The sequence below is a fragment of the Myroides sp. LJL115 genome (genome assembly GCF_054871665.1).
On sequence record NZ_JBTXLS010000035.1, the window covers coordinates 1 to 19847 of the forward strand.

Annotated in this window: 12 protein-coding genes; 4 read left to right on the forward strand and 8 right to left on the reverse strand. The window is 34.4% G+C overall.

What is annotated here, in order from left to right; all coding sequences use genetic code 11:
* Positions 1-222: 222 nt before the first annotated feature.
* From ACYSNX_RS09345 to ACYSNX_RS09360, 4 genes are all read right to left on the reverse strand, one after another.
* Positions 223-1698 (reverse strand): SusD/RagB family nutrient-binding outer membrane lipoprotein, encoded by a 1476-nt coding sequence (locus ACYSNX_RS09345; protein WP_461754411.1) that lies wholly within the window; start codon positions 1696-1698, stop codon positions 223-225.
* Between the two features lie 11 nt (positions 1699-1709).
* Positions 1710-4904, reverse strand: coding sequence for a SusC/RagA family TonB-linked outer membrane protein (locus ACYSNX_RS09350; RefSeq protein WP_461754412.1), 3195 nt, complete (start codon positions 4902-4904; stop codon positions 1710-1712).
* Between the two features lie 402 nt (positions 4905-5306).
* A complete protein-coding gene (locus ACYSNX_RS09355) occupies positions 5307-6920 on the reverse strand; it encodes a SusD/RagB family nutrient-binding outer membrane lipoprotein (RefSeq protein WP_461754413.1) in 1614 nt (537 codons plus the stop codon).
* 6 nt (positions 6921-6926) lie between these two features.
* The gene (locus tag ACYSNX_RS09360; RefSeq protein ID WP_461754414.1) at positions 6927-10046 is read right to left on the reverse strand and encodes a SusC/RagA family TonB-linked outer membrane protein; all 3120 of its coding nucleotides are present in this window, start codon (positions 10044-10046) and stop codon (positions 6927-6929) included.
* A gap of 774 nt (positions 10047-10820) precedes the next feature.
* On the opposite strand from ACYSNX_RS09360, the gene ACYSNX_RS09365 reads away from it, so the two are divergent.
* Positions 10821-11420: a ribonuclease HII gene (locus tag ACYSNX_RS09365; protein WP_461754415.1), complete on the forward strand. Its 600-nt coding sequence runs from the start codon at positions 10821-10823 to the stop codon at positions 11418-11420.
* Between the two features lie 59 nt (positions 11421-11479).
* On the opposite strand, the gene hemL is transcribed toward ACYSNX_RS09365, so the two are convergent.
* From hemL to ACYSNX_RS09380, 3 genes are read right to left on the reverse strand one after another with little or no spacing between them, the layout of a single operon-like run.
* A complete protein-coding gene (gene hemL, locus ACYSNX_RS09370) occupies positions 11480-12775 on the reverse strand; it encodes a glutamate-1-semialdehyde 2,1-aminomutase (RefSeq protein ID WP_461754416.1) in 1296 nt (431 codons plus the stop codon).
* Between the two features lie 2 nt (positions 12776-12777).
* Complete coding sequence (locus ACYSNX_RS09375; RefSeq protein ID WP_461754417.1) at positions 12778-13707, reverse strand: glucosaminidase domain-containing protein; 930 nt, start codon at positions 13705-13707, stop codon at positions 12778-12780.
* Complete coding sequence (locus ACYSNX_RS09380; RefSeq protein ID WP_461754418.1) at positions 13704-14600, reverse strand: 1-aminocyclopropane-1-carboxylate deaminase/D-cysteine desulfhydrase; 897 nt, start codon at positions 14598-14600, stop codon at positions 13704-13706. The genes ACYSNX_RS09375 and ACYSNX_RS09380 overlap by 4 nt, the downstream gene beginning before the upstream one ends.
* 169 nt (positions 14601-14769) lie before the next feature.
* Between ACYSNX_RS09380 and ACYSNX_RS09385 the strand changes: the two genes are divergently transcribed.
* The 3 genes from ACYSNX_RS09385 (at position 14770) to ACYSNX_RS09395 (ending at position 19217) form a co-directional block, all read left to right on the forward strand.
* On the forward strand, positions 14770-16755 hold the full coding sequence (locus ACYSNX_RS09385; RefSeq protein ID WP_461754419.1) for a urocanate hydratase: 1986 nt from the start codon (positions 14770-14772) through the stop codon (positions 16753-16755).
* An 18-nt stretch (positions 16756-16773) separates the two neighbouring features.
* Positions 16774-17334: a DUF4136 domain-containing protein gene (locus ACYSNX_RS09390; RefSeq protein WP_461754420.1), complete on the forward strand. Its 561-nt coding sequence runs from the start codon at positions 16774-16776 to the stop codon at positions 17332-17334.
* Between the two features lie 131 nt (positions 17335-17465).
* Positions 17466-19217, forward strand: coding sequence for an aromatic amino acid hydroxylase (locus ACYSNX_RS09395; protein WP_461754421.1), 1752 nt, complete (start codon positions 17466-17468; stop codon positions 19215-19217).
* Here the strand turns inward: ACYSNX_RS09395 and ACYSNX_RS09400 are convergent.
* Entirely contained in the window at positions 19214-19846 is a 633-nt protein-coding gene (locus ACYSNX_RS09400; RefSeq protein WP_461754422.1) for a DUF4230 domain-containing protein, read from the reverse strand. The genes ACYSNX_RS09395 and ACYSNX_RS09400 overlap by 4 nt on opposite strands.
* Position 19847: the final 1 nt, after the last annotated feature.

Genomic DNA, 19847 nt, shown 5'->3' on the forward strand with positions numbered 1-19847 from the left:
TTAGAGTTCGGATTATTGGCAATCGCACAGAATATTAGAAAAAGAGTGGCATAAAATGCCTCTTTTTACACCAAAATACCGAAAATATATTTTTCCAATGTCTGAGCTTCGCATATTTAGAAAAATACCGAAAATCACACAGACGTAAAATGCAATAAAATAGGGCTGCCTCTTTTTCTTTAGAGACAGCCCCATTCTATTATTTATTTTAGTGGTGAAGTACTATCTAGTTCCCCCTGCCCACCATACATTTTCTGTATAAATATAACTTCCGTCTCCGAAAGCATCAGTTATATACTGATTACTTACAACATCACTTTGACCATAAGTTAAACGTAATGGGAAAGTATTTTTTCCTGGAAAACGAAGTGGGATAAACTCCTCACCCATACCTTTCCATCTACGAATATCATTATAAGCCTCAATAGCTTCTACTTCTCCAAAAGCAATATATTTACTTTGGGCAATTTTCTCTAATAGAGCCTTTCCAGTTAAACTTGAAGAAATACCTGGGTACTCATAATTAGGATAAGTTAAAGTTTGTCTCTTATTTAAACCTAAAGCAATTGCTTCTTTAAGTGATTTAATAGCAGCTTGATCATTGTTTAAACGTGCATATGCTTCCGCTTCAATAAACTTTAACTCATGCATACTTAAAAGATAAATTGCATTTTGAGCATTTCTTACATCACCTGGACTTGAAAGTCCAGAAAAAGAATAAGCATTTTGACTTTGCAAAATAGGTTTTGAAGCATCTACTAAATTAACCTGAACTAAAGTATCCTTTTTATCTTCACTAATAGTAATCTTAGGAACGAAATAATCCTTTAAACGTGGGTCTTTTGGATCATTCTCCGCTATCACATTATAGAAAGTTTGAGATCCAAATAAAGCTGTTCTTTGTACTGCAAAAGTATAGAACGGATAAGGAACTTTAGCATCTTGCATGATAAACTCATCTTTTCTATCTGTAAAAGACTTCTCTACTAATGCAATTACTTCATTATAATTAGGCTTCACTTTAGATAAACGCATTGTATATCTTGCCTTTAATCCATAAGCGGTTTTCACCCAAGAGTTTGCAGCAGCCTGATAAATTAAATCCTGTCTACCGATACTTGGATAATGTGTTTCAGATTCCAAGTTAGCAATAGCTTGATCTAATAAAGAGAATATTTCATTATAAATATTTTCTTGCTTATCTAATTGAGATGTAGAGTCATATACATCAAAAGCATCTCCAAATGGTACATCTCCGAATAAATCCGTTAAGATAGCCATATTATAGGCTTTTAAAACCTGAGCCATTCCTAAAGTATGAAGGTTACCTTCTTCTTTTCCACCCGGAGAACATTTTTCTATGATAATATTCAGGTTTCGAATAGTACTATAAATAGTATTCCAAGAGTTATTATAAGTTGGAGCTAAAGATGGCTCTCCTTCACGAATTTGTGCATTATACATTTGAGCATGAGCTCCTCCTAATAATTCCGTATAAACAGATGTATAAAATGCTAAATCAGACGCAGTAATACTAAAAGCAGATTTAACCATCATATCTGTAATAATATACTTACTTTCTACATCATTAGGGTTATTTTTATCTTTATTAATATCATCCATCTTATCCTCAGAACAAGACTGGAAAGTAAATGATGACACTAATAGACCTAGTACTAAATATTTTATTCTTTTCATTTTCTTACGATTTAAAATGTAACATTAACAGAAAATCCAAAACTCTTAGCTTGTGGAATAGAGTAATGCTCAAAACCACCACTCATGTTATTATTACCTTGCGTTGCTTCAGGATCTAAGTTTGGTAATTTAGACCATAAAAGTAAGTTACGTGTGAAACCTGATACTCGTAAGTTTACTTTATCATGCCAAATTTCTTCAAAAGTATATCCTATAGATAAATCTCTTAGCTTAACAAAACTAGCATCATAAACGATACTTTCTTTAATGCTACTCATACGATTTTCAAAAGCCTCCCTACTGCTGCCGTCAATCACTACTTCGTTTCTAACAAAAGAACCATCTGCTAGTTGTTGAACTCCTTCAAATATAAAACCAGTTTCACGGTCTAATGTACTAAGTCCAGTTCCATATAAGTTCATTCCCATATTAGATCCACTGTACATTTTCCCTCCGTTCTTCCACTCTAAAGTTGCACTTAAGTTCCAGTTTTTATAAGAGAAGCTTGTAGACCCTCCTAAAATAAACTTAGGTGATACTTCTCCTAAAGCTTTAGTTTCTCCAATTACAGGCATACCTTTAGCATCAACTATGATATTCCCATTTGGATCTCTTTTAAATCCCTCTCCATAAATTACAGGAAAGCGATCTCCAACGTTAGCTCTAATTTGTGGAGTTACGAATCCACCTAACATAATGCTTCCAACTCCTTCTTTTAACTCATCCACGAATGAATCAACTTTAGAGAAGTTTGCATTAACTGTCCAATGGAAATCTACCGTACTAATAATATTAGCAAAAGCTGTAATCTCATGTGCTGTAGTGTGGATTTTACCACCATTCGTCATCATTTGCGAAGCTCCTGTAGAACCCGCCAATGGCACAGCAAATATCTGATCTTTTACATCCTGTCTAGAATAAGTATAATCTAAACCGAAACGATTATTGAAGAAACGGAAATCTCCACCAAATTCGAAACTTTTCGTATTTTGAGGTTTTAAATTCGGATCATAAATAGTAGAACTAGCAATGTAAGACATTGAACCACCTACTGGATATAAAATAGGAGCACCACTCCAGAATCCACCTCCGTAAGAAGGTTTTGTATAATAATTATCATAGTAATCACCAGCCTGCCCTACTTCAGCGTAAGAACCACGAATTTTTCCAAAACTTAAAATAGTGTTATCTTTAAAAACGTCTAATTCTGTAAATACAAACCCTAAGGAAACTGAAGGATAAGTAAATGTTCTATTACCGCGAGGCATAGAAGAAACAACATCACGACGAACTGTAGCGTTAAGGAATAACATATCTTTATATGTTAGTCCCATATTTGAGAAAAATCCTACAGTTCTCTTACGACGACGAGATTCATCCGAAGTCGTGTTTAATGCGTTTGCAATTGTAGCCCATCCACCGAAATTGAAGTTAGAGCCGTAATCATTATAACCTTTAGAGTCATTCTCATTGAATTCATTTCCGATCATAATATCAAAACGAAGGTTATCTCCTAAGTACATATCGTAGTTAACTGTAAATAATGAGTTCCACACAGAATGAGTAACACCAAATAAGTTAATATTAGAAGTAGAACCGTTCAATACATCCGCATTCGCCATACCTGAACCGTACTCAAAAACGTTACGATAATGTGTTGTATAGTTATCTAAACCTCCTTGGAAACGGAAACTTAAATTTTTTGATCCATCTACACTTATCTCTGGTATATAAGCAACGTTTGCACTACCAAAGAAACGATTTGTCTTTTCGCTAAATTCATTGTTATTAGCTGCCCAATATGGGTTATCGAAACCACCTTTTCTAAAATGAACTTGCTCGTAAGCACTTACTGTAGAGTGATAAGGAATCCCACCTTGATCATAACTAGTTGGAGCACCCCAAACACCTGGTAAGACAGAACTGTTAGCAGAAGAGGCTTTATTAATGTCACTAGACACAAAGTTTCCACTAAATCCTGTTGTCCACTCGTTATTTAATTTTGTCTCAGCAGCTAACTTAACAGTAGTACGTTTCATATCTGTACCTGGCATCATACCATCTTGCGTAGAATTACCAATACCAAAAGAATAATTAGTTTTACCAGTGTTTTGACTGATGCTGAAATTATTATTTACCGTATGTCCGGTTTTAAAATAAGCATCAATATTATCATATGCACCTGGCTTAACCCATGGATCTAAACCAGCCTGTGCTCTTTGAGGAACATAATAGTATCCTTCACGAAGAACACCACCATTTAACTCATTACTTACGTTTCCTCCATAAACTGGATCGTTTGGTAAATCTTCAATTCTAGGCCCCCAAGACATTGAACTAAACGGATCAAACTTCCCTTTACTACCTTGAGCATAAGTTCTTTGAAGACTTGGTTTCTTTGATAAAGTTTCAAAACTAGTACTGTTTGTAAAGGAAATTACAGGTTTACCTTCAGCCATTCCTTTTCCACTTTTAGTTGTAATTACGACAACCCCATTTGAAGCACGAATACCGTATAATGCAGATGCAGCTTGGCCTTTTAATACGTTAATTGTTAAAATATCACTTGGATCAATATCTACTCCTCGGTTAGCGATATCCGCTCCACTAACACTGTTTCCAGTAGAAAAAGGAGGGGTAGATTCAATTGGCATACCATCTACTACGTATAGAGGTGTATTGTTTCCTGTGAAAGATCTAGCTCCACGAATAACCATTTGAGTTGAAGCTCCAGGTGCACCTGAAGAAGGTGTAATCTGAACCCCAGCTAACTTTCCTTGTAAAGCTCCACTTAAGCTACTATTGTTCGTTTTGTTTAAATCTTCAGCTTTAATTTCTTGAGTAGCATAACCTAAAGCTTTGGCACTACGCTTAATACCCATCGCTGTAACAACAACCTCATCTAGCTGTGTTAAGTCTTCTGACATGGTAACGTTAAAAGTAGTTTCTGCTCCTACTTTATGCTTTACTTCTTTTAACCCTATGAAGGAAAATACTAGCGTCTGGCCTGTGTCAACACTAATAGAATACTTACCATCAAGATCGGTTTGAGTTCCCTCATGGGTACCCTCGATCATAACAGTCACTCCAGGAAGTGGATACCCCTCTTCCTGTACAATTCCCGTAAGAACTTTTTCTTGAGCGAAAGATACTTGCACTAATAAGGCAAGCACAAGGCTTAAGAACCAATTGTACTTTGATCTCATTTAAAATTTTTGATTAGTTAATTGCCCAAAAGTAGCAATTTATTCTAAACAATTTCCCAAAACCCAGCAAACACCAGTATTACCAGTATACTTAATCAAATATAATTGACAATTAAAAATAAAAACAAACAACACATACTTCAATTATATAGTTAATTTTCGGGAAAAAATATCTTTTTATCCAAAAATAACATAAAGACGAATAAATTTTAAATCTCTATAAAAAAGGATAAAATAACATAAAAAACCCTTAAAATCGTTCAAATTATAGGCTCTTTTTTATCTGAAATCAAAAAAAAAAGGTCTTGTTCTCTCAATAATTAGAGAACAAGACCAGTAATTATGATTATTTTAAGTGGGCTTTAACGCTATATTACGTTTAAAAAAACACTTAAAAATGGATTACTTTTTAGCAAACAAAAGCTTACTATCCATTGAATCACCCTTATCAAGTTTTGAGATAGCAGCACCTAAATTATCCTTATTTAAAGACTGTAGATCTGTTGGATACTCAAAACGTTGAGGAATTCCTTGAATTACTACTCCTGGAATGAATTCATAAGTCGTAGACTTAATCAGATCCGTTCCAATAGTAACACCTGTTTGACCAGGTTGAATTAAAGTATTTGGGAAACCTGTTCTTCTGTACTCTGCCCAAGCTTCATTTGGCTGCATAAATAATCCGATGTATTTCTGAGTAATTACAGACTCCGCAGTTGCCGTTGGAAGTGCATCAATATAAGCAGTAATTTCAGCTTCTGGAACTCCAAACTTCTCCATCGAAGCCTTAATTCCCTTTTTATACCAATCATTATCCCAATTACTATTCTCTGATAATAAGAATGCAACTTCTGAATACTCCATTAATAACTGTGTATAATTTGGTTTATAAATGAAAGATCCAAACTGTGAAGCCAAACTTCCTTGAGTTTGAGATAAAGTAGATCCAATTCCGTATGGAGCTCCTCTGTATAGATGTAAAGAATCCTTTGATTTTTGACTTACATAAGCACCACCTTCAATACTATTACCTCCTGCAACACCAAAGAATGCAGTTCCGTAAGGAGCAGCAAATATGTATAAACGAGGATCCACTTGTTTAACTGGTCCCACTTCTCCTTTTAATAAATCTATAAAAGTACTAGCAGGTGAGAAGTCATTACGTCTACCATTCATTGCATCACTAAACCAAGGAGCTGGCATAACCACGTTATTCTCATAAGTTAATCCAACGTTATCCTCATTTGACTGCATTACACCTTGAGCGATAGCATCTTTAATATGAGCTTCTGCCTCAGGAATAACAGCTTTAACACGGTTAGCAACTCTTAAACGAAGTGAGTTTGCAAAACGCTTCATTACTTCAGGTTTTTTGAAGATAAAATCTCCATCCATTACCTTACTTGTACTCAAATCAATTTGCTCAGAAGCTTCTTTTAGCTCTTTCATTAAATCTTTGTAAATTTTTTCTTGAGAAGCGAATACAGGCGTATCATAAGCTATATCTTCTCCCTTAGACTGACCTTGGAATTCAGGATCATCTGAACCATAGGAATAGTAAGAAACATCTCCGTAAAGACCTACCAACTCTAATTGACAATAAGCAATCATAATACGTGCCGCTGCGATTTGGTTTTGGATATTTCCATACTCACCAGCCCATTTATCTGAAAGTTCAGGATTCTCACAGATTAATATGATCTCCTTATATTTTCTTACAGATAACTGTAAGTTGTGGTATAAACTATTATTAACACCAACTCTAAACACATATCTATCTTCCTCATTGTACTCACGCTGTGCAGACATTTGAACGATAGGTAAAGTCATACGACCTGAAGGGAAGCCTCCACGTGTATTGTCCATTAATGACTTATTTGCCTGGTTAAAAAGCCCAGATGTAGTAGCAAATGAAGGTGAGTTAGGACTCTGATTAATTTCTTCTAAGTCTTTATCACAACTGATCATTACAGATACAATTGAGAAAATACCAAGAGTATATAAAAATTTTTTCATCTTTTGTTAGAATTTAAATTTAACGTTCATTCCGTAAGATCTTGTAGATGGGTTAGAACCACCTTCAATTGCTTGAATGTTTCCACTACCATAAGAAGCCATCTCTGGATCCATACCTTTCCAGTCTAATCCCCAAGTAAATAAGTTTCTAGCATAAACTGATACTGTAATACCTGCGAATGGACCAACGGCTTTTTTAGGTAAATCATACGCTAAAGTCACGTCTCTTAATTTGATATAATCTGCGTCAAAAACGTTTTGAGCATCAACGGTAGTCTGGTGAGCTTTTGCCCAAGCCGTAGCAGTTACTACTTTTGTATTTTTCTGTCCGTCTTCTGTTACACCATCTAAAATAAGACCTGTTTCACGAATATTATTATCCGTAGTATTTGTAAATAATCCTGAGTAAGTACCAAACATATGTGATGTTGAGAAGTATTTACCTCCTTTTTGGATATCGATTAATGCACTTAAACGGAAGTTTTTGTATTTGAAGCTATTTCTAATCCCCATGTTATAGTCAGGTAAATAAGAACCTAAACCTTTAACACCTGAAGCTTTGTATAAACCATCTTTTCCAATAACTTTATTCCCATTGTCATCATATACGAAATCTTTTCCGTAAATCTGTCCATATGCTTCTCCAACTCTCGCTTCTAAGGTAACATTAAATGGAGCAGAAGTAATACTTACTGCATTTACACCATCAGCTAAACGATTTAACTCGTTTTTATTTTTAGCGAAGTTCCAAGTAATATCCCACGAAAAGTCTTCTGTTAAAACTGGTTTTAAAACAACTGTTGCTTCAAATCCTTTATTTGTCATATCTCCAGCATTTAACCACTCGTATAAATATCCAGTTCCACTATCGTATTTAACACTAGTAATTAAGTCTGTTGTTTTAATTTGGTAATAAGAAGTTTCAAATGCAATACGGTTATTTAAGAAAGATGCTTCAAGACCGATTTCTTTAGTTGTCATTAACTCAGGTCTTAAGTTTGGATTGTTCTTAGTATTACTAATTGAATATCTTGGATAATTTAAAAATGGCGTATCAGCAGCATAGTAATCAGATGTTCTGTATGAATCTGTATCGTTACCTACTTGAGCCCATCCTAAACGTAATTTAGCAAAACTTAACCAGTCTAAATCTGTCAATAAGTGAGAGAATAAGAATGTTCCAGTCACAGAAGGATATGTACTTGACTTTTTAACTGTTGAGAACCAGTCTGTACGAATTGTACCTTCTAAGAATAAGAACTCTTTATAGTTAACTCCAACAGATCCAAAAATACTATTTGTTCTTGCGTGAGTTCTATTATTAGATGCTAATGCATTTTCTTTACTATTTGATAAGTTAAAGAATCCAGGAAGAACTAAACCTCCAACTGTCCTACCATATAAATAGTCTCTTCTTTTTTCACTTCTATTGATACCAACGAAAGCGTTAACTCCGAAATTACCGAAATGATCATCAAAGTGTACACGTCCTTCGTAGTTGTACTCAGAAACATTACGCTTTGTAACTCCATAGAAAGATTGAGCTTGAGATCCAATAGCAACTCTTTCTTCCATATTCATACTATAAGTATCACCATATACTGTACCCACAGCATATAAATTATCTGTAAAGTTATAAGTAAGCTTTACGTTTCCATAAGTACGAGTTCTAACATCTTGAGATGTATTTTCATGAGCTGTCCAATATGGGTTGTCACTATATTTTGGAGTAGCATTATCCCAAGAAGTTCTATTCCAAGAACGTTGAGCACCTCCAGGAGTGATATAGCTTTTTAATGCGTTATAATCTAACTGTCTTTGAGTCCATTGGAAAAATTGTTTTCCATAAGAGTTATCTCCGTATCCCGTATCAGGTCTATTAAAACCTTTAGTGTAAACATAAGAAACGTTAGCATCAGCTTTAAACTTATCTGTTAACATTGTTGATGCGTTAACAGTGAAAGTGTTTCTTTGTAATTTTGAGTTTGGTGTAACTCCTTCTGTTGTATTATTTCCGAAAGACATTCTAATATTACTATCCTTAAAAGACTTTCCTACTGCAGCAGAAATATTAGATGTTACTCCAGTTTTGTAGAAATCTCTTACATCATGTCTAGATTTTTCCCAAGGAATTTCCTTCATGTAATCATCCGCAAAAGCAGGATCGAATGCATTCCAAGGTAAATATTTAGTCCCATCAAATTTCGGTCCCCAGCTCTCATCTGCTGAATAAGTAGGAGTGTTATATAATTTACCTCCGATGCTAGTTTGAGTCCAATCGGTACTAGATCCTCCACCGTATTCATTTTGAAGATCTGGCATAATATAAACGCTTTCTAAAGTCATCCCTGTATTAACCTCTACTTCAGTACGACCATTTTTAGCCGATTTAGTAGTATACAAAATAACTCCATTTCCCCCACGATTACCATATAAAGCAGATGCTGTACCACCTTTAAGTACAGTTACTGACTCGATATCATCTGGGTTAATGTCACTTGCAGTATCTCCATAATCGATACCTCCACCTCCACGTTGTGCACCAGAGCTATTGAAGTTTGAGTTATCTAAAGGAACACCATCGATTACAATTAAAGGACGGTTGTTACCTACAACCGACTTAACTCCACGTAAAACAACGCGAGAAGAACCTCCCATTGTAGAAGGAGCAGTCACTTGTAATCCAGCTACGTTACCTGACAAAGCACTTAAGGCATTGGTTTGTCCAGCATCTGATAACTCTTCACCTTTAACTTCCTGAGAAGCGTATCCTAATTTACGCTTTTCACGTTTAATTCCTAAGGCTGTAACAATTACCTCCTCTAGAAGCTCATCCGTACTACTCATAGCAACATCGTGAGTGTTACTTGCTCCTACAGTATACGTTACATCCGTAAATCCCATAAAGCTGAACAAAAGAACATCTCCTTGTTTAACTTGAATAGAATAATTACCGTCATAATCACTCATTGTTCCTTCAGAAGTACCAACTAGCAAAATGGAAACTCCTGGTAAAGGAAGCCCCCCTTCTGTAACTTTTCCAGTTAAGGTTTTGCTTTGAGCAAACCCAATCTGTGTACCTAGTGTAAGGAATAATAAAATAATCCACTTAAACTTTGATTCCATTATAAAAATTATTGATTAGTTATAAGCCAAATCTAGTAAATATTTTAGGTTAATTTTAACTTAATTAATTTTAATACAACATACAACAGGAAAATAAAATACATTTTCACCTAACTAAGCTAATATAACATATATAATCATTGCGATTTTAACAAAAAGACCTTTAAAAACCTAAAAAAAGCGCTAATAGATTTATATTTATAAAATTATGTTAAAATTATTTATTAAAATCAAATAAACTACTCAACAGACTGTAAATCAATTAGTTTTAATTTTTAAAAGAAAATAAATTTAACATATTAGTTTTAGTAAAAAAACAGTTTTTTATAACAATCTCCCGCAAATAAGTGCACAAAAACTATCCATAAAGCTACTTTAAGGTTGTAAAATAAGAAAGACAAAACTTATAAAAAAAGACAGAACAGTTTTGGTTTCTAAATAGATAAGTATAAATATCCATAAGACCAAGGCATTTAAATCCCAATCTATCTTAGTAAAACAACTATCAATATTTACTGAAAAATAAGATTTAGTAGAAAACACACTTTGTTTCTTAATTTTATGTTAACTAAACATATCAGAAAACCATAATTGTAATTAGAAAATAATTACTAAAAAACACCTATTAAGATAAACACACTCCCTCCTGGTCAAACAGTTGAAACACTTTGCGATTATAAAAGAAACTTCTGTTTGTGCAGCAAGATTATTTCTCTTGGCTTTTCCCATATCTTTAATGTAAAATGAATAACTTTGCCTCTTAAAACTCTTTATATGCTACTTAAAAATTATTCTGGGCTAACGCTTGAAGCTGCTACAGATGAGGCTGGTCGAGGATGTATTGCTGGTCCTGTAACCGCGGCAGCAGTAATTTTACCCTTAGACTTTGAAAACACTTTAATTAATGATTCTAAAAAAATAACTGCCAACTTAAGGTATACCTTAAGAGACATTATTTTAGACAAAGCATTAACTTATAAAATAACCCATATAAAGGAAGAAACCATTGAATCTCTAAATATTCTACATGCTTCTATAAAAGCGATGCAAGATAGTGTATTAGCCTTAGAGCCATTCCCAGAGTTTTTAATTGTAGATGGAAATAAATTTACTGCCATTGAAAACCTAGCGCATCAATGTATTGTTAAAGGAGATATGAAGTACTTAAATATAGCAGCAGCTTCTATTCTTGCTAAAACAGCAAGAGATGACTATATGGATAAAATTCATGAAGAATTTCCTATGTATAATTGGAAGAAAAACAAAGGTTATCCTACAAAGGAACATAGAGATGCTATACGCGAATTTGGCCCTTGTATCTATCATCGCAAGAGCTTCAAATTACTACCTGATCAATTATCTTTAGATTTATAAAACACAAAAACGGACTACCCACTAATGGATAGTCCGTTTTTCTATATATTAAGGTAAGTTTATTGAGCTTGTCTATCTCTAAAAAACTCTTCTACTACCTGAATTGTTTTATCTAAATCTGTTTGGCTTAAAGCATCAGTTATAAACCAAGTTTCATAAGCAGAAGGAGCAATATAAACCCCTCTTCTTAGTAAACCATGAAAGAAGTCCTTGAATAATTGATTATCCGCTAAAGTAGCTTGATCAAAGTTTTCAACTTTATCTTTTGTAAAGAATACACTCATCATTGACCCTACTTGATTAAAGCTATAGTCAATATTGTATTTATCCAAAACCTGAGCAATCCCTTTAGCTAAATAACTAGTTTTTTGCTCCAAACGAGAATAGAGCTCCTTGTCCGCATTTATATGCTCCAACATGGCAAAACCTGCCGCCATCGCAAGTGGATTCCCCGAAAGAGTACCAGCTTGATATACTGGCCCAATTGGAGCTAAATAATCCATAATTTCAGCTTTACCTGCAAATGCACCTACAGGCAATCCACCTCCTATTACTTTACCATACGTAACAAGATCAGCCTCTATATTAAATAATTCCTGAGCCCCACCTTTTGCTAAGCGAAACCCTGTCATTACCTCATCAAATATTAGCAAAGCACCATACTTATCACATAAAGAACGTAATCCTTGTAGAAAACCTTCTTTAGGTACTACACAGCCCATATTACCAGCAACAGGTTCAACTATAATAGCAGCTACTTGTTTGTCGTTTGCTTGTAATAAATCCTCTACACTTTCTAAGTTATTATATTCAGCTAAGAGAGTATCTTTGGCTGTACCTTGAGTTACCCCTGGACTATTAGGAGTACCAAAAGTAACAGCTCCACTTCCTGCTTCAATTAAAAAAGAATCCGAGTGACCATGATAACATCCCTTAAACTTAATAATTTTATCTCTATTTGTATACCCTCTGGCTAAGCGAATGGCACTCATACAAGCTTCCGTTCCAGAATTAACGAATCTAATTTTCTCAATATTTGGAACCATAGATACTGCTAGTTTAGCAATTTGAGTTTCCATCTCAGTAGGCATTCCAAAGGAAGTACCTAATTTGGCTTTCTCAATTACTGCTTGAACCACAGGCTCAAAAGCATGACCTAATAGCATAGGTCCCCAAGAGTTAATATAATCGATTAAAGTGTTACCGTCTTCATCAAAAAGATACGCACCTTTAGCACTTTTTACAAAAATTGGAGTTCCTCCAACTGAATTAAAAGCACGAACTGGAGAGTTTACTCCACCTGGAATAACTTGTTGTGCCTCTTCAAATAGTTTACTACTTCTTTGATATAACATCGTTATCTAATTTTTAATACTTGACCAATAGAAAGCATTGATCCTTTTAATTGATTGATTTTTTGAACCTGTGCTACACTAGTATTATATAGCTTGGAAATAGAATATAGGGTATCTCCTTTTTTCACAACGTGGGTTTTAGTAGAGGAACCACTAGAATTACTTACAGTAGGCTTACTATCTACCTTTACTTCATTCTTAGAATATTGACCAATACTAACTAGTAGTTCCTGGTCATACTCATATAAAGAATATCGTTCTATTAAACTGATTAATTTTTCTGCGTATTTAGGATCGGTTGCATAACCTGCCTTTTTTAATCCATGAGCCCAAGCTTTATAATCACTTTTAGGAAGCTCAAATAAAGTATTATAACGACTACGACTTGTTAGAAACAAAGAGTGATCTCTATAGGATTCAGAAGGAGATTCATATTTTCTAAAACATTCATCTGGCGCATCATCTGTGTGTCGTACAGAAGGTCCATTCCATTCAACGTGGCATTTAATTCCAAAGTGATTATTTGCCATTCTAGCTAAAGTTCCTTGTCCAGATCCGGATTCTAACACGCCTTGAGCTAAAGTGATACTTGCAGGAATACCATGGTCTGCCATATTGCTTTTAGCTACCTCTTTGTAGGTTAGTATATAAGTAGAAATAAGATCCGCTGTTACTTGAACCGAAGAGGTTGCAGTTAAGACTTCTTTAGAATTATTCTTTGAAGGTTTACTAGGCTTGCTTTCTTCCTTAGGAGCTACTGTAGTATTAGTCTGCTTTTGCTTTTCTAATTCCTTTCTACGCAACTCTTCCCTATATGCATTTTTGGATACCAATTCCTTATCCTTTACTTTCTTTCCTGTCAAAGTACTTTTTTTAGATCCGCAACTTGCCAGAACCACTAAGCAAAAGATAAATAAAACTCTCTTAATCATAACTTTTTAAATCCTTTAATTTTACTATTCCATCCTTGCAATCCACCAGTGTGTATTGCCAATATCTTACTATTATCTTTAAAGTGACCTTTTTCAATATCTTGAAAAATACCATAAAGCATTTTACCAGTATATATAGGGTCTAGAAGTATGCCAAACTGTCTATTAAACTCTTCTATAAACTCCAAAAGAACACTATCTACTTTTGCATAACCACCAAAATGATAACTATCAACAAGATGCCAATTTTCTTTATTAGTCCATTGGGCAATTTCATTCTTTAAGAAATCGCCTTTTAAGGCGGGATATCCCACCACACTTTGATGAATGCCACTACTTTGTATTAGCCCAGCAATGGTACCACCAGTACCTACTGCACTACAAATATAGTCAAACTCCATGTCCTTTGGTTTTAAAATTTCTTGTGTACCTAAAATTGCTAAAGAATTAGTTCCTCCTTCTGGTACCAAGTAAAAACAACCAAATTCCTCCTGTAATTGTTCAATGAAATCTGTTTGTGTTTTTTTTCGATAATCTTCTCTACTCACAAACTTAAATTGCATACCATAATCAAAAGCTTTGGACAAAGTAGGATTCCCTAAGAATTTACTAGCTATCTCCTCCCCTCTAATAACCCCAATGGACTTTAACCCCAATAAACTACATGCCGCAGCAGTAGAAAAAATATGGTTAGAGAAAGCACCCCCAAAGGTCAAAACAGTATCTATTCCAAGTTCTCTAGCCTTAATAAGATTATATTTCAATTTTCGAAACTTATTTCCTGAGACCTCTTTATGTAATAAATCTTCTCTTTTTATATATAAGTCTATTCCGTGTCCAAAGTCAAAGTTAACTTTCTGGTTTAAAACCAAATCATTTTCGAATAAATCCATTGTTTTTTCTATCTAAGTATTTCAACTTTATGTAAATAAACTTATATTTACTATATTTTGCTAAGCTAGTAAGATTTAATACACCTACTAGGTACAAAAATAGCGATTTACAACCAAGTATTTTGTAAATCAAATAAAAACAACCAAGATAAAACACACCAAAAAAATTATGACTTTTAAAGAAATGATTAGCCAAGGAATTCCTAATGAATTACCAAACAAACGGCCTTATAACCCCTCTTTAAATCACGCACCTAAAAGAAAAGAAATTCTAACACAGGAAGAAAAAAAACTTGCTTTAAAAAACGCATTACGCTATTTTGATCCAAAGCATCATGCAATTTTACTCCCTGAGTTCAAAGAAGAATTAGAAACATATGGGAGAATATACATGTATAGGTTTATGCCTGATTATGACATGTATGCTAGAGATATAGAAGAATACCCAGGTGAATCTCTTCAAGCAAAAGCAATTATGCTGATGATTCAAAACAACCTAGATCCAAAAGTAGCTCAACATCCAGAAGAATTGATTACTTATGGTGGAAATGGAGCAGTATTTTCCAACTGGGCACAATATTTACTTACGATGAAATACCTAAGTGAGATGAGTGATCAGCAAACCTTAGTGATGTACTCTGGTCATCCAATGGGTCTATTCCCTTCTCATTATAATGCACCAAGGGTAGTCGTTACCAATGGAATGATGATTCCTAATTATTCTAAACCGGATGATTGGGAAAAATTCAATGCCTTAGGAGTTACCCAGTATGGTCAAATGACTGCTGGAAGTTATATGTATATAGGTCCACAAGGAATTGTACATGGAACTACCATTACGGTTTTAAATGCTGGACGAAAAATTGCAAAAAACAAAGAGGACTTAAAGGGAAAAATATTCCTTACCTCAGGTTTGGGAGGGATGAGTGGAGCTCAACCAAAAGCAGGAAATATTGCCGGTTGTATAACAATATGTGCAGAAGTTAATCCAAAAGCCGTACATACTAGACATTCACAAGGATGGGTAGATGAAGTTATTGATAATATAGAAGACTTAGTTACTAGAGTAAAAAAAGCCAAAGACAACAAAGAAGTTGTTTCTATTGCTTATCTTGGTAATGTAGTAGAGATATGGGAAGAATTTGATAAAAGAAATTTATATATTGATATAGGTTCAGATCAAACATCCTTACATAACCCATGGGCTGGAGGTTATTACCCTGTTGGAGTAAGCTTTGAAAAAGCCAATGATCTTATGGCTAATGAACCAGATAAATTTAAAGACCTGGTACAAGAATCTTTAAGAAGACAAGCCAAAGCCATTAACAAACATACAGAGAAAGGAACGTATTTCTTCGATTATGGGAATGCTTTCTTATTAGAGGCCTCTAGAGCAGGAGCTGATATCATGGCAAAAAACGGCATAGACTTTAAATACCCAAGTTATGTCCAAGACATTATGGGACCTATGTGTTTTGACTATGGATTCGGACCTTTTAGATGGGTTTGTGCTTCTGGAAATCCAGAAGACTTACAAAAAACGGACATAATAGCATGTCAGGTTCTTGAAGAGTTAAGTAAAAATGCACCTGAGCAAATTCAGCAACAGATGCAAGATAATATCAAATGGATAAAAGGTGCCCAACAAAACAAATTAGTAGTGGGTTCTCAGGCTAGAATTCTATATGCAGATGCATTAGGACGTGTAGAAATAGCCAAAGCCTTTAACAAAGCAATTGCCAATAAAGAAATAGGACCTGTCATTTTAGGTAGAGATCATCATGACGTGTCAGGTACTGACTCTCCTTATAGAGAGACCTCAAATATTTATGACGGATCTAAATATACCGCTGATATGGCTATACATAACGTAATTGGTGATAGTTTCAGAGGTGCAACTTGGGTGTCTATTCACAATGGCGGTGGCGTTGGATGGGGAGAAGTTGTCAATGGTGGATTTGGTATGCTTCTTGATGGAACTAATCAAGCACAGAAAAATTTAGAATCTATGCTTTTTTGGGACGTAAATAACGGAATAGCACGTAGAAGTTGGGCTAGAAACCCAGAAGCGATGTTTGCTATAAAAAGAGCAATGGAACAAGAACCTTTACTTAAGGTCACTCTTCCAAATTTAGTAGACGAAAAATTATTCTAACTATAAATTCTAATCACTATGAGAGCATTGAAGTTTTTACCTTTAGCGTTTTTGTTGCTTTTCATTACTGCATGTAGTAGTGTAAAAGTAACCACCGATTATGACACTGCTATTGACTTTAGTCAATATAAAACTTATGCCTTCCTTAAAGAAGGAATCGATCATGTCAAAATAAATGACATTGATAAGAAAAGAATTTTATCTGCTATTGAACAAAATTTACAAGCAAAAGGTTTTGTAAAATCTAACACAAATCCTGATTTGTTGATTAACTTAGTTACTAAATCAAAGGAACAAGTTAACATTACAACAGTAAACAACAATAACTTTTATTCGCCATGGGGGTATTATCGCCCAGGGTGGGGTCCCTATTGGGGACCAAATTCAACCACTGTATCTACACAAGTACAAGGGACGTTATTTGTAGATATATTGGATACTAAATCTAAAATGCTTGTTTGGCAGGGAATTGGTACAGGTGTTATTTCAAATACGAATAACATGAAAAAGAGAGAAGAAAGAATTCAAGAATTCGTTAAAGACATTCTGAGTAATTTCCCTCCAGGTACTAAAAAATAATATTTCAAAAACAAATGGGCATTTTCAATATCTTTGAAGATGCCCATTTTTTTTATATACATTTCTAAGGGGATAAAATCCCTTTTAGAAGAATCGATACAACTTTACATAAACTATTTAAAATCTAAATTATGGCTTCAATGGAATACCAAAGCAATGAGCTAATTGAGAGATTACCAAAACATTTGAAACAATTTATCAAACCACAAGATTATCAAGACTATACTCCTATAAATCAAGCCGTATGGAGATATGTTATGCGAAAAAATGTGGATTATCTTGCTAAAGTAGCCCATGAATCCTATCTTGAAGGTCTTGAAAAAACTGGTATTGCCGTTGAGCACATTCCAAGTATGTACGGTATGAATCGCATACTTAAAGAAATAGGTTGGGCAGCGGTAGCTGTGGATGGATTTATTCCACCAAATGCCTTTATGGAATTCCAAGCTTATAAAGTTTTAGTTATTGCATCAGATATCAGACAACTAGAGAATATTGAATACACTCCTGCACCGGATATTATTCATGAAGGAGCTGGACATGCACCTATTATTGCCAATCCAGAATATGCAGAATACCTTAGACGTTTTGGAGAAATAGGTTGTAAGGCTATATCATCAAGTAGAGATTATGAAATATACGAGGCAATACGTCTACTTTCTATTCTAAAAGAAGCAGAAGGAATTGACCCGGAAGAAATAAAAAAAGCAGAACAGCAAGTAGATTACCTTCAAAACAATGCAGGTGAACCATCTGAGATGGCTCTTATACGAAACTTACATTGGTGGACCGTAGAATACGGCCTGATTGGTACAGTAGAGAATCCTAAAATTTATGGAGCAGGATTACTTTCTTCTATAGGGGAAAGTGCTTGGTGTATGACAGATAATGTGAAGAAGATTCCCTACTCTATTGCAGCGGCTGATCAAGGTTTTGATATTACCAAACTCCAACCTCAACTATATGTAACACCTGACTTTGCTTATTTAAGTGAAGTTTTAGAGGAGTTTGCCAATAAGATGGCTATTAGAAAAGGAGGTTTATCTGGGGTTGAAAAACTAATTACCTCTAAGGCTTTAGGAACTATTGAATTAAATACTGGATTACAAATCTCTGGTGTATTTACCAATGTAATTGAAAACGAAGGAAAACCAGCTTATGTTCAAACTACTGGGCCAACAGCATTAGCTTACAGAGAGAAAGAATTAGTTGGACATGGAGTACAAACCCATAGTGCTGGATTTGGAACAGCCTTAGGAAGATTAAAAGGAATTAATCTAGCTATCGAAGACATGAGTCCTAGAGATTTAAAAGCATACAACCTTTATGAAAATAAACCAGTAACTTTAGAATTTGAAGGAGGGATAATAGTTAGTGGTATTAATATTACAGGAATAAGAAATATTCACGGTAAAATTATATTGATTAGCTTTAAAGAATGTACAGTAACTTACAAAGATCAGGTATTATTTAGACCAGAATGGGGTACCTATGACATGGCAGTAGGTGCTGAAGTTATATCTGCTTTCTCAGGTCCGGCAGATTATAACAGTTTTGATTTAATTACTCACGTTCCTTCTTCCAAAACAATTAAAGCCAAAAGGGATGAAAACAAAATAAAATTAGAAAACCTTTACCAACAAGTTAGAGACTTTAGAAACGAAGGTAAAACATGTGATTTAGAGCTAATTTTAGACCAGCTAATCCAAGATTACCCTTCAGACTGGCTACTAAGCGTAGAAATCTTAGAAATGGCTAAAAAGTCAAATAATACATCCCTAAGTGATAAAGCAAGAAAGCACTTAGACAAAGTGAGCTTAGAAAGACCAAAAGTAGCTCATCTTATCAAAGATGGTATTGCTATTATTGACCTTGATAATTAAAGAGCAAACCCTTTTATAAGATCTTGCTCTTGATCTATAATATTTCCTTGATACTCTAACTTCCACCCTAAAGTATTAGTTAGAATCAAAATTTTAGAAAGTTCACTTATAAGACGATTCTCAGCATTTGTCTTTAAAGTGGACTTTTCTAATTTTTGGGCTATATCTAACCTAATCTTTTGATTAATCTTATTATAGTCTTCCCCTACAAAAGGATTGAAAGTACTCTGCTCTACATCATAAATGGTGAATTCAGGCATGATGTTGAGTTCTGGCTCTGGTATGTATAAAAGCTGAACCACCTTGTTCCTTTGATCAATTTGGTATTTCAACTGACTTAGATCATAGCTTATACTTGCCTTTGCAGAAACAATTACAACAGCCTTTTTATTGAAAGAAACTAAATTTAGAAAGTATTTCTGTTGATCTTTATAAGTCATCACTTGAGAAAACTGGGCTTCAGTCACCACAAGCTTACTCACATTTTTTAATTGCTCCTGTAGCATAGCTGTATTGTAGTTCATTTGGGAGTCTTTGGGTTCTACTACCCACTTATACACAACCACGCCTAAAAACATAAAAAACAGAACGATAAAAAAGCAAAAAAGTACTTTGAAAATTTGTCTCATA

Coding starts and splice junctions, on each gene's coding strand:
- ACYSNX_RS09395 (WP_461754421.1), top strand. CDS start 17,466: ATGGCTTCAATGGAATACCAAAGCAATGAGCTAATTGAGAGATTACCA.
- ACYSNX_RS09375 (WP_461754417.1), bottom strand. CDS start 13,707: ATGATTAAGAGAGTTTTATTTATCTTTTGCTTAGTGGTTCTGGCAAGT.
- ACYSNX_RS09400 (WP_461754422.1), bottom strand. CDS start 19,846: ATGAGACAAATTTTCAAAGTACTTTTTTGCTTTTTTATCGTTCTGTTT.
- ACYSNX_RS09355 (WP_461754413.1), bottom strand. CDS start 6,920: ATGAAAAAATTTTTATATACTCTTGGTATTTTCTCAATTGTATCTGTA.
- ACYSNX_RS09390 (WP_461754420.1), top strand. CDS start 16,774: ATGAGAGCATTGAAGTTTTTACCTTTAGCGTTTTTGTTGCTTTTCATT.
- ACYSNX_RS09380 (WP_461754418.1), bottom strand. CDS start 14,600: ATGGATTTATTCGAAAATGATTTGGTTTTAAACCAGAAAGTTAACTTT.
- ACYSNX_RS09350 (WP_461754412.1), bottom strand. CDS start 4,904: ATGAGATCAAAGTACAATTGGTTCTTAAGCCTTGTGCTTGCCTTATTA.
- ACYSNX_RS09385 (WP_461754419.1), top strand. CDS start 14,770: ATGACTTTTAAAGAAATGATTAGCCAAGGAATTCCTAATGAATTACCA.
- ACYSNX_RS09360 (WP_461754414.1), bottom strand. CDS start 10,046: ATGGAATCAAAGTTTAAGTGGATTATTTTATTATTCCTTACACTAGGT.
- ACYSNX_RS09365 (WP_461754415.1), top strand. CDS start 10,821: ATGCTACTTAAAAATTATTCTGGGCTAACGCTTGAAGCTGCTACAGAT.
- ACYSNX_RS09345 (WP_461754411.1), bottom strand. CDS start 1,698: ATGAAAAGAATAAAATATTTAGTACTAGGTCTATTAGTGTCATCATTT.
- hemL (WP_461754416.1), bottom strand. CDS start 12,775: ATGTTATATCAAAGAAGTAGTAAACTATTTGAAGAGGCACAACAAGTT.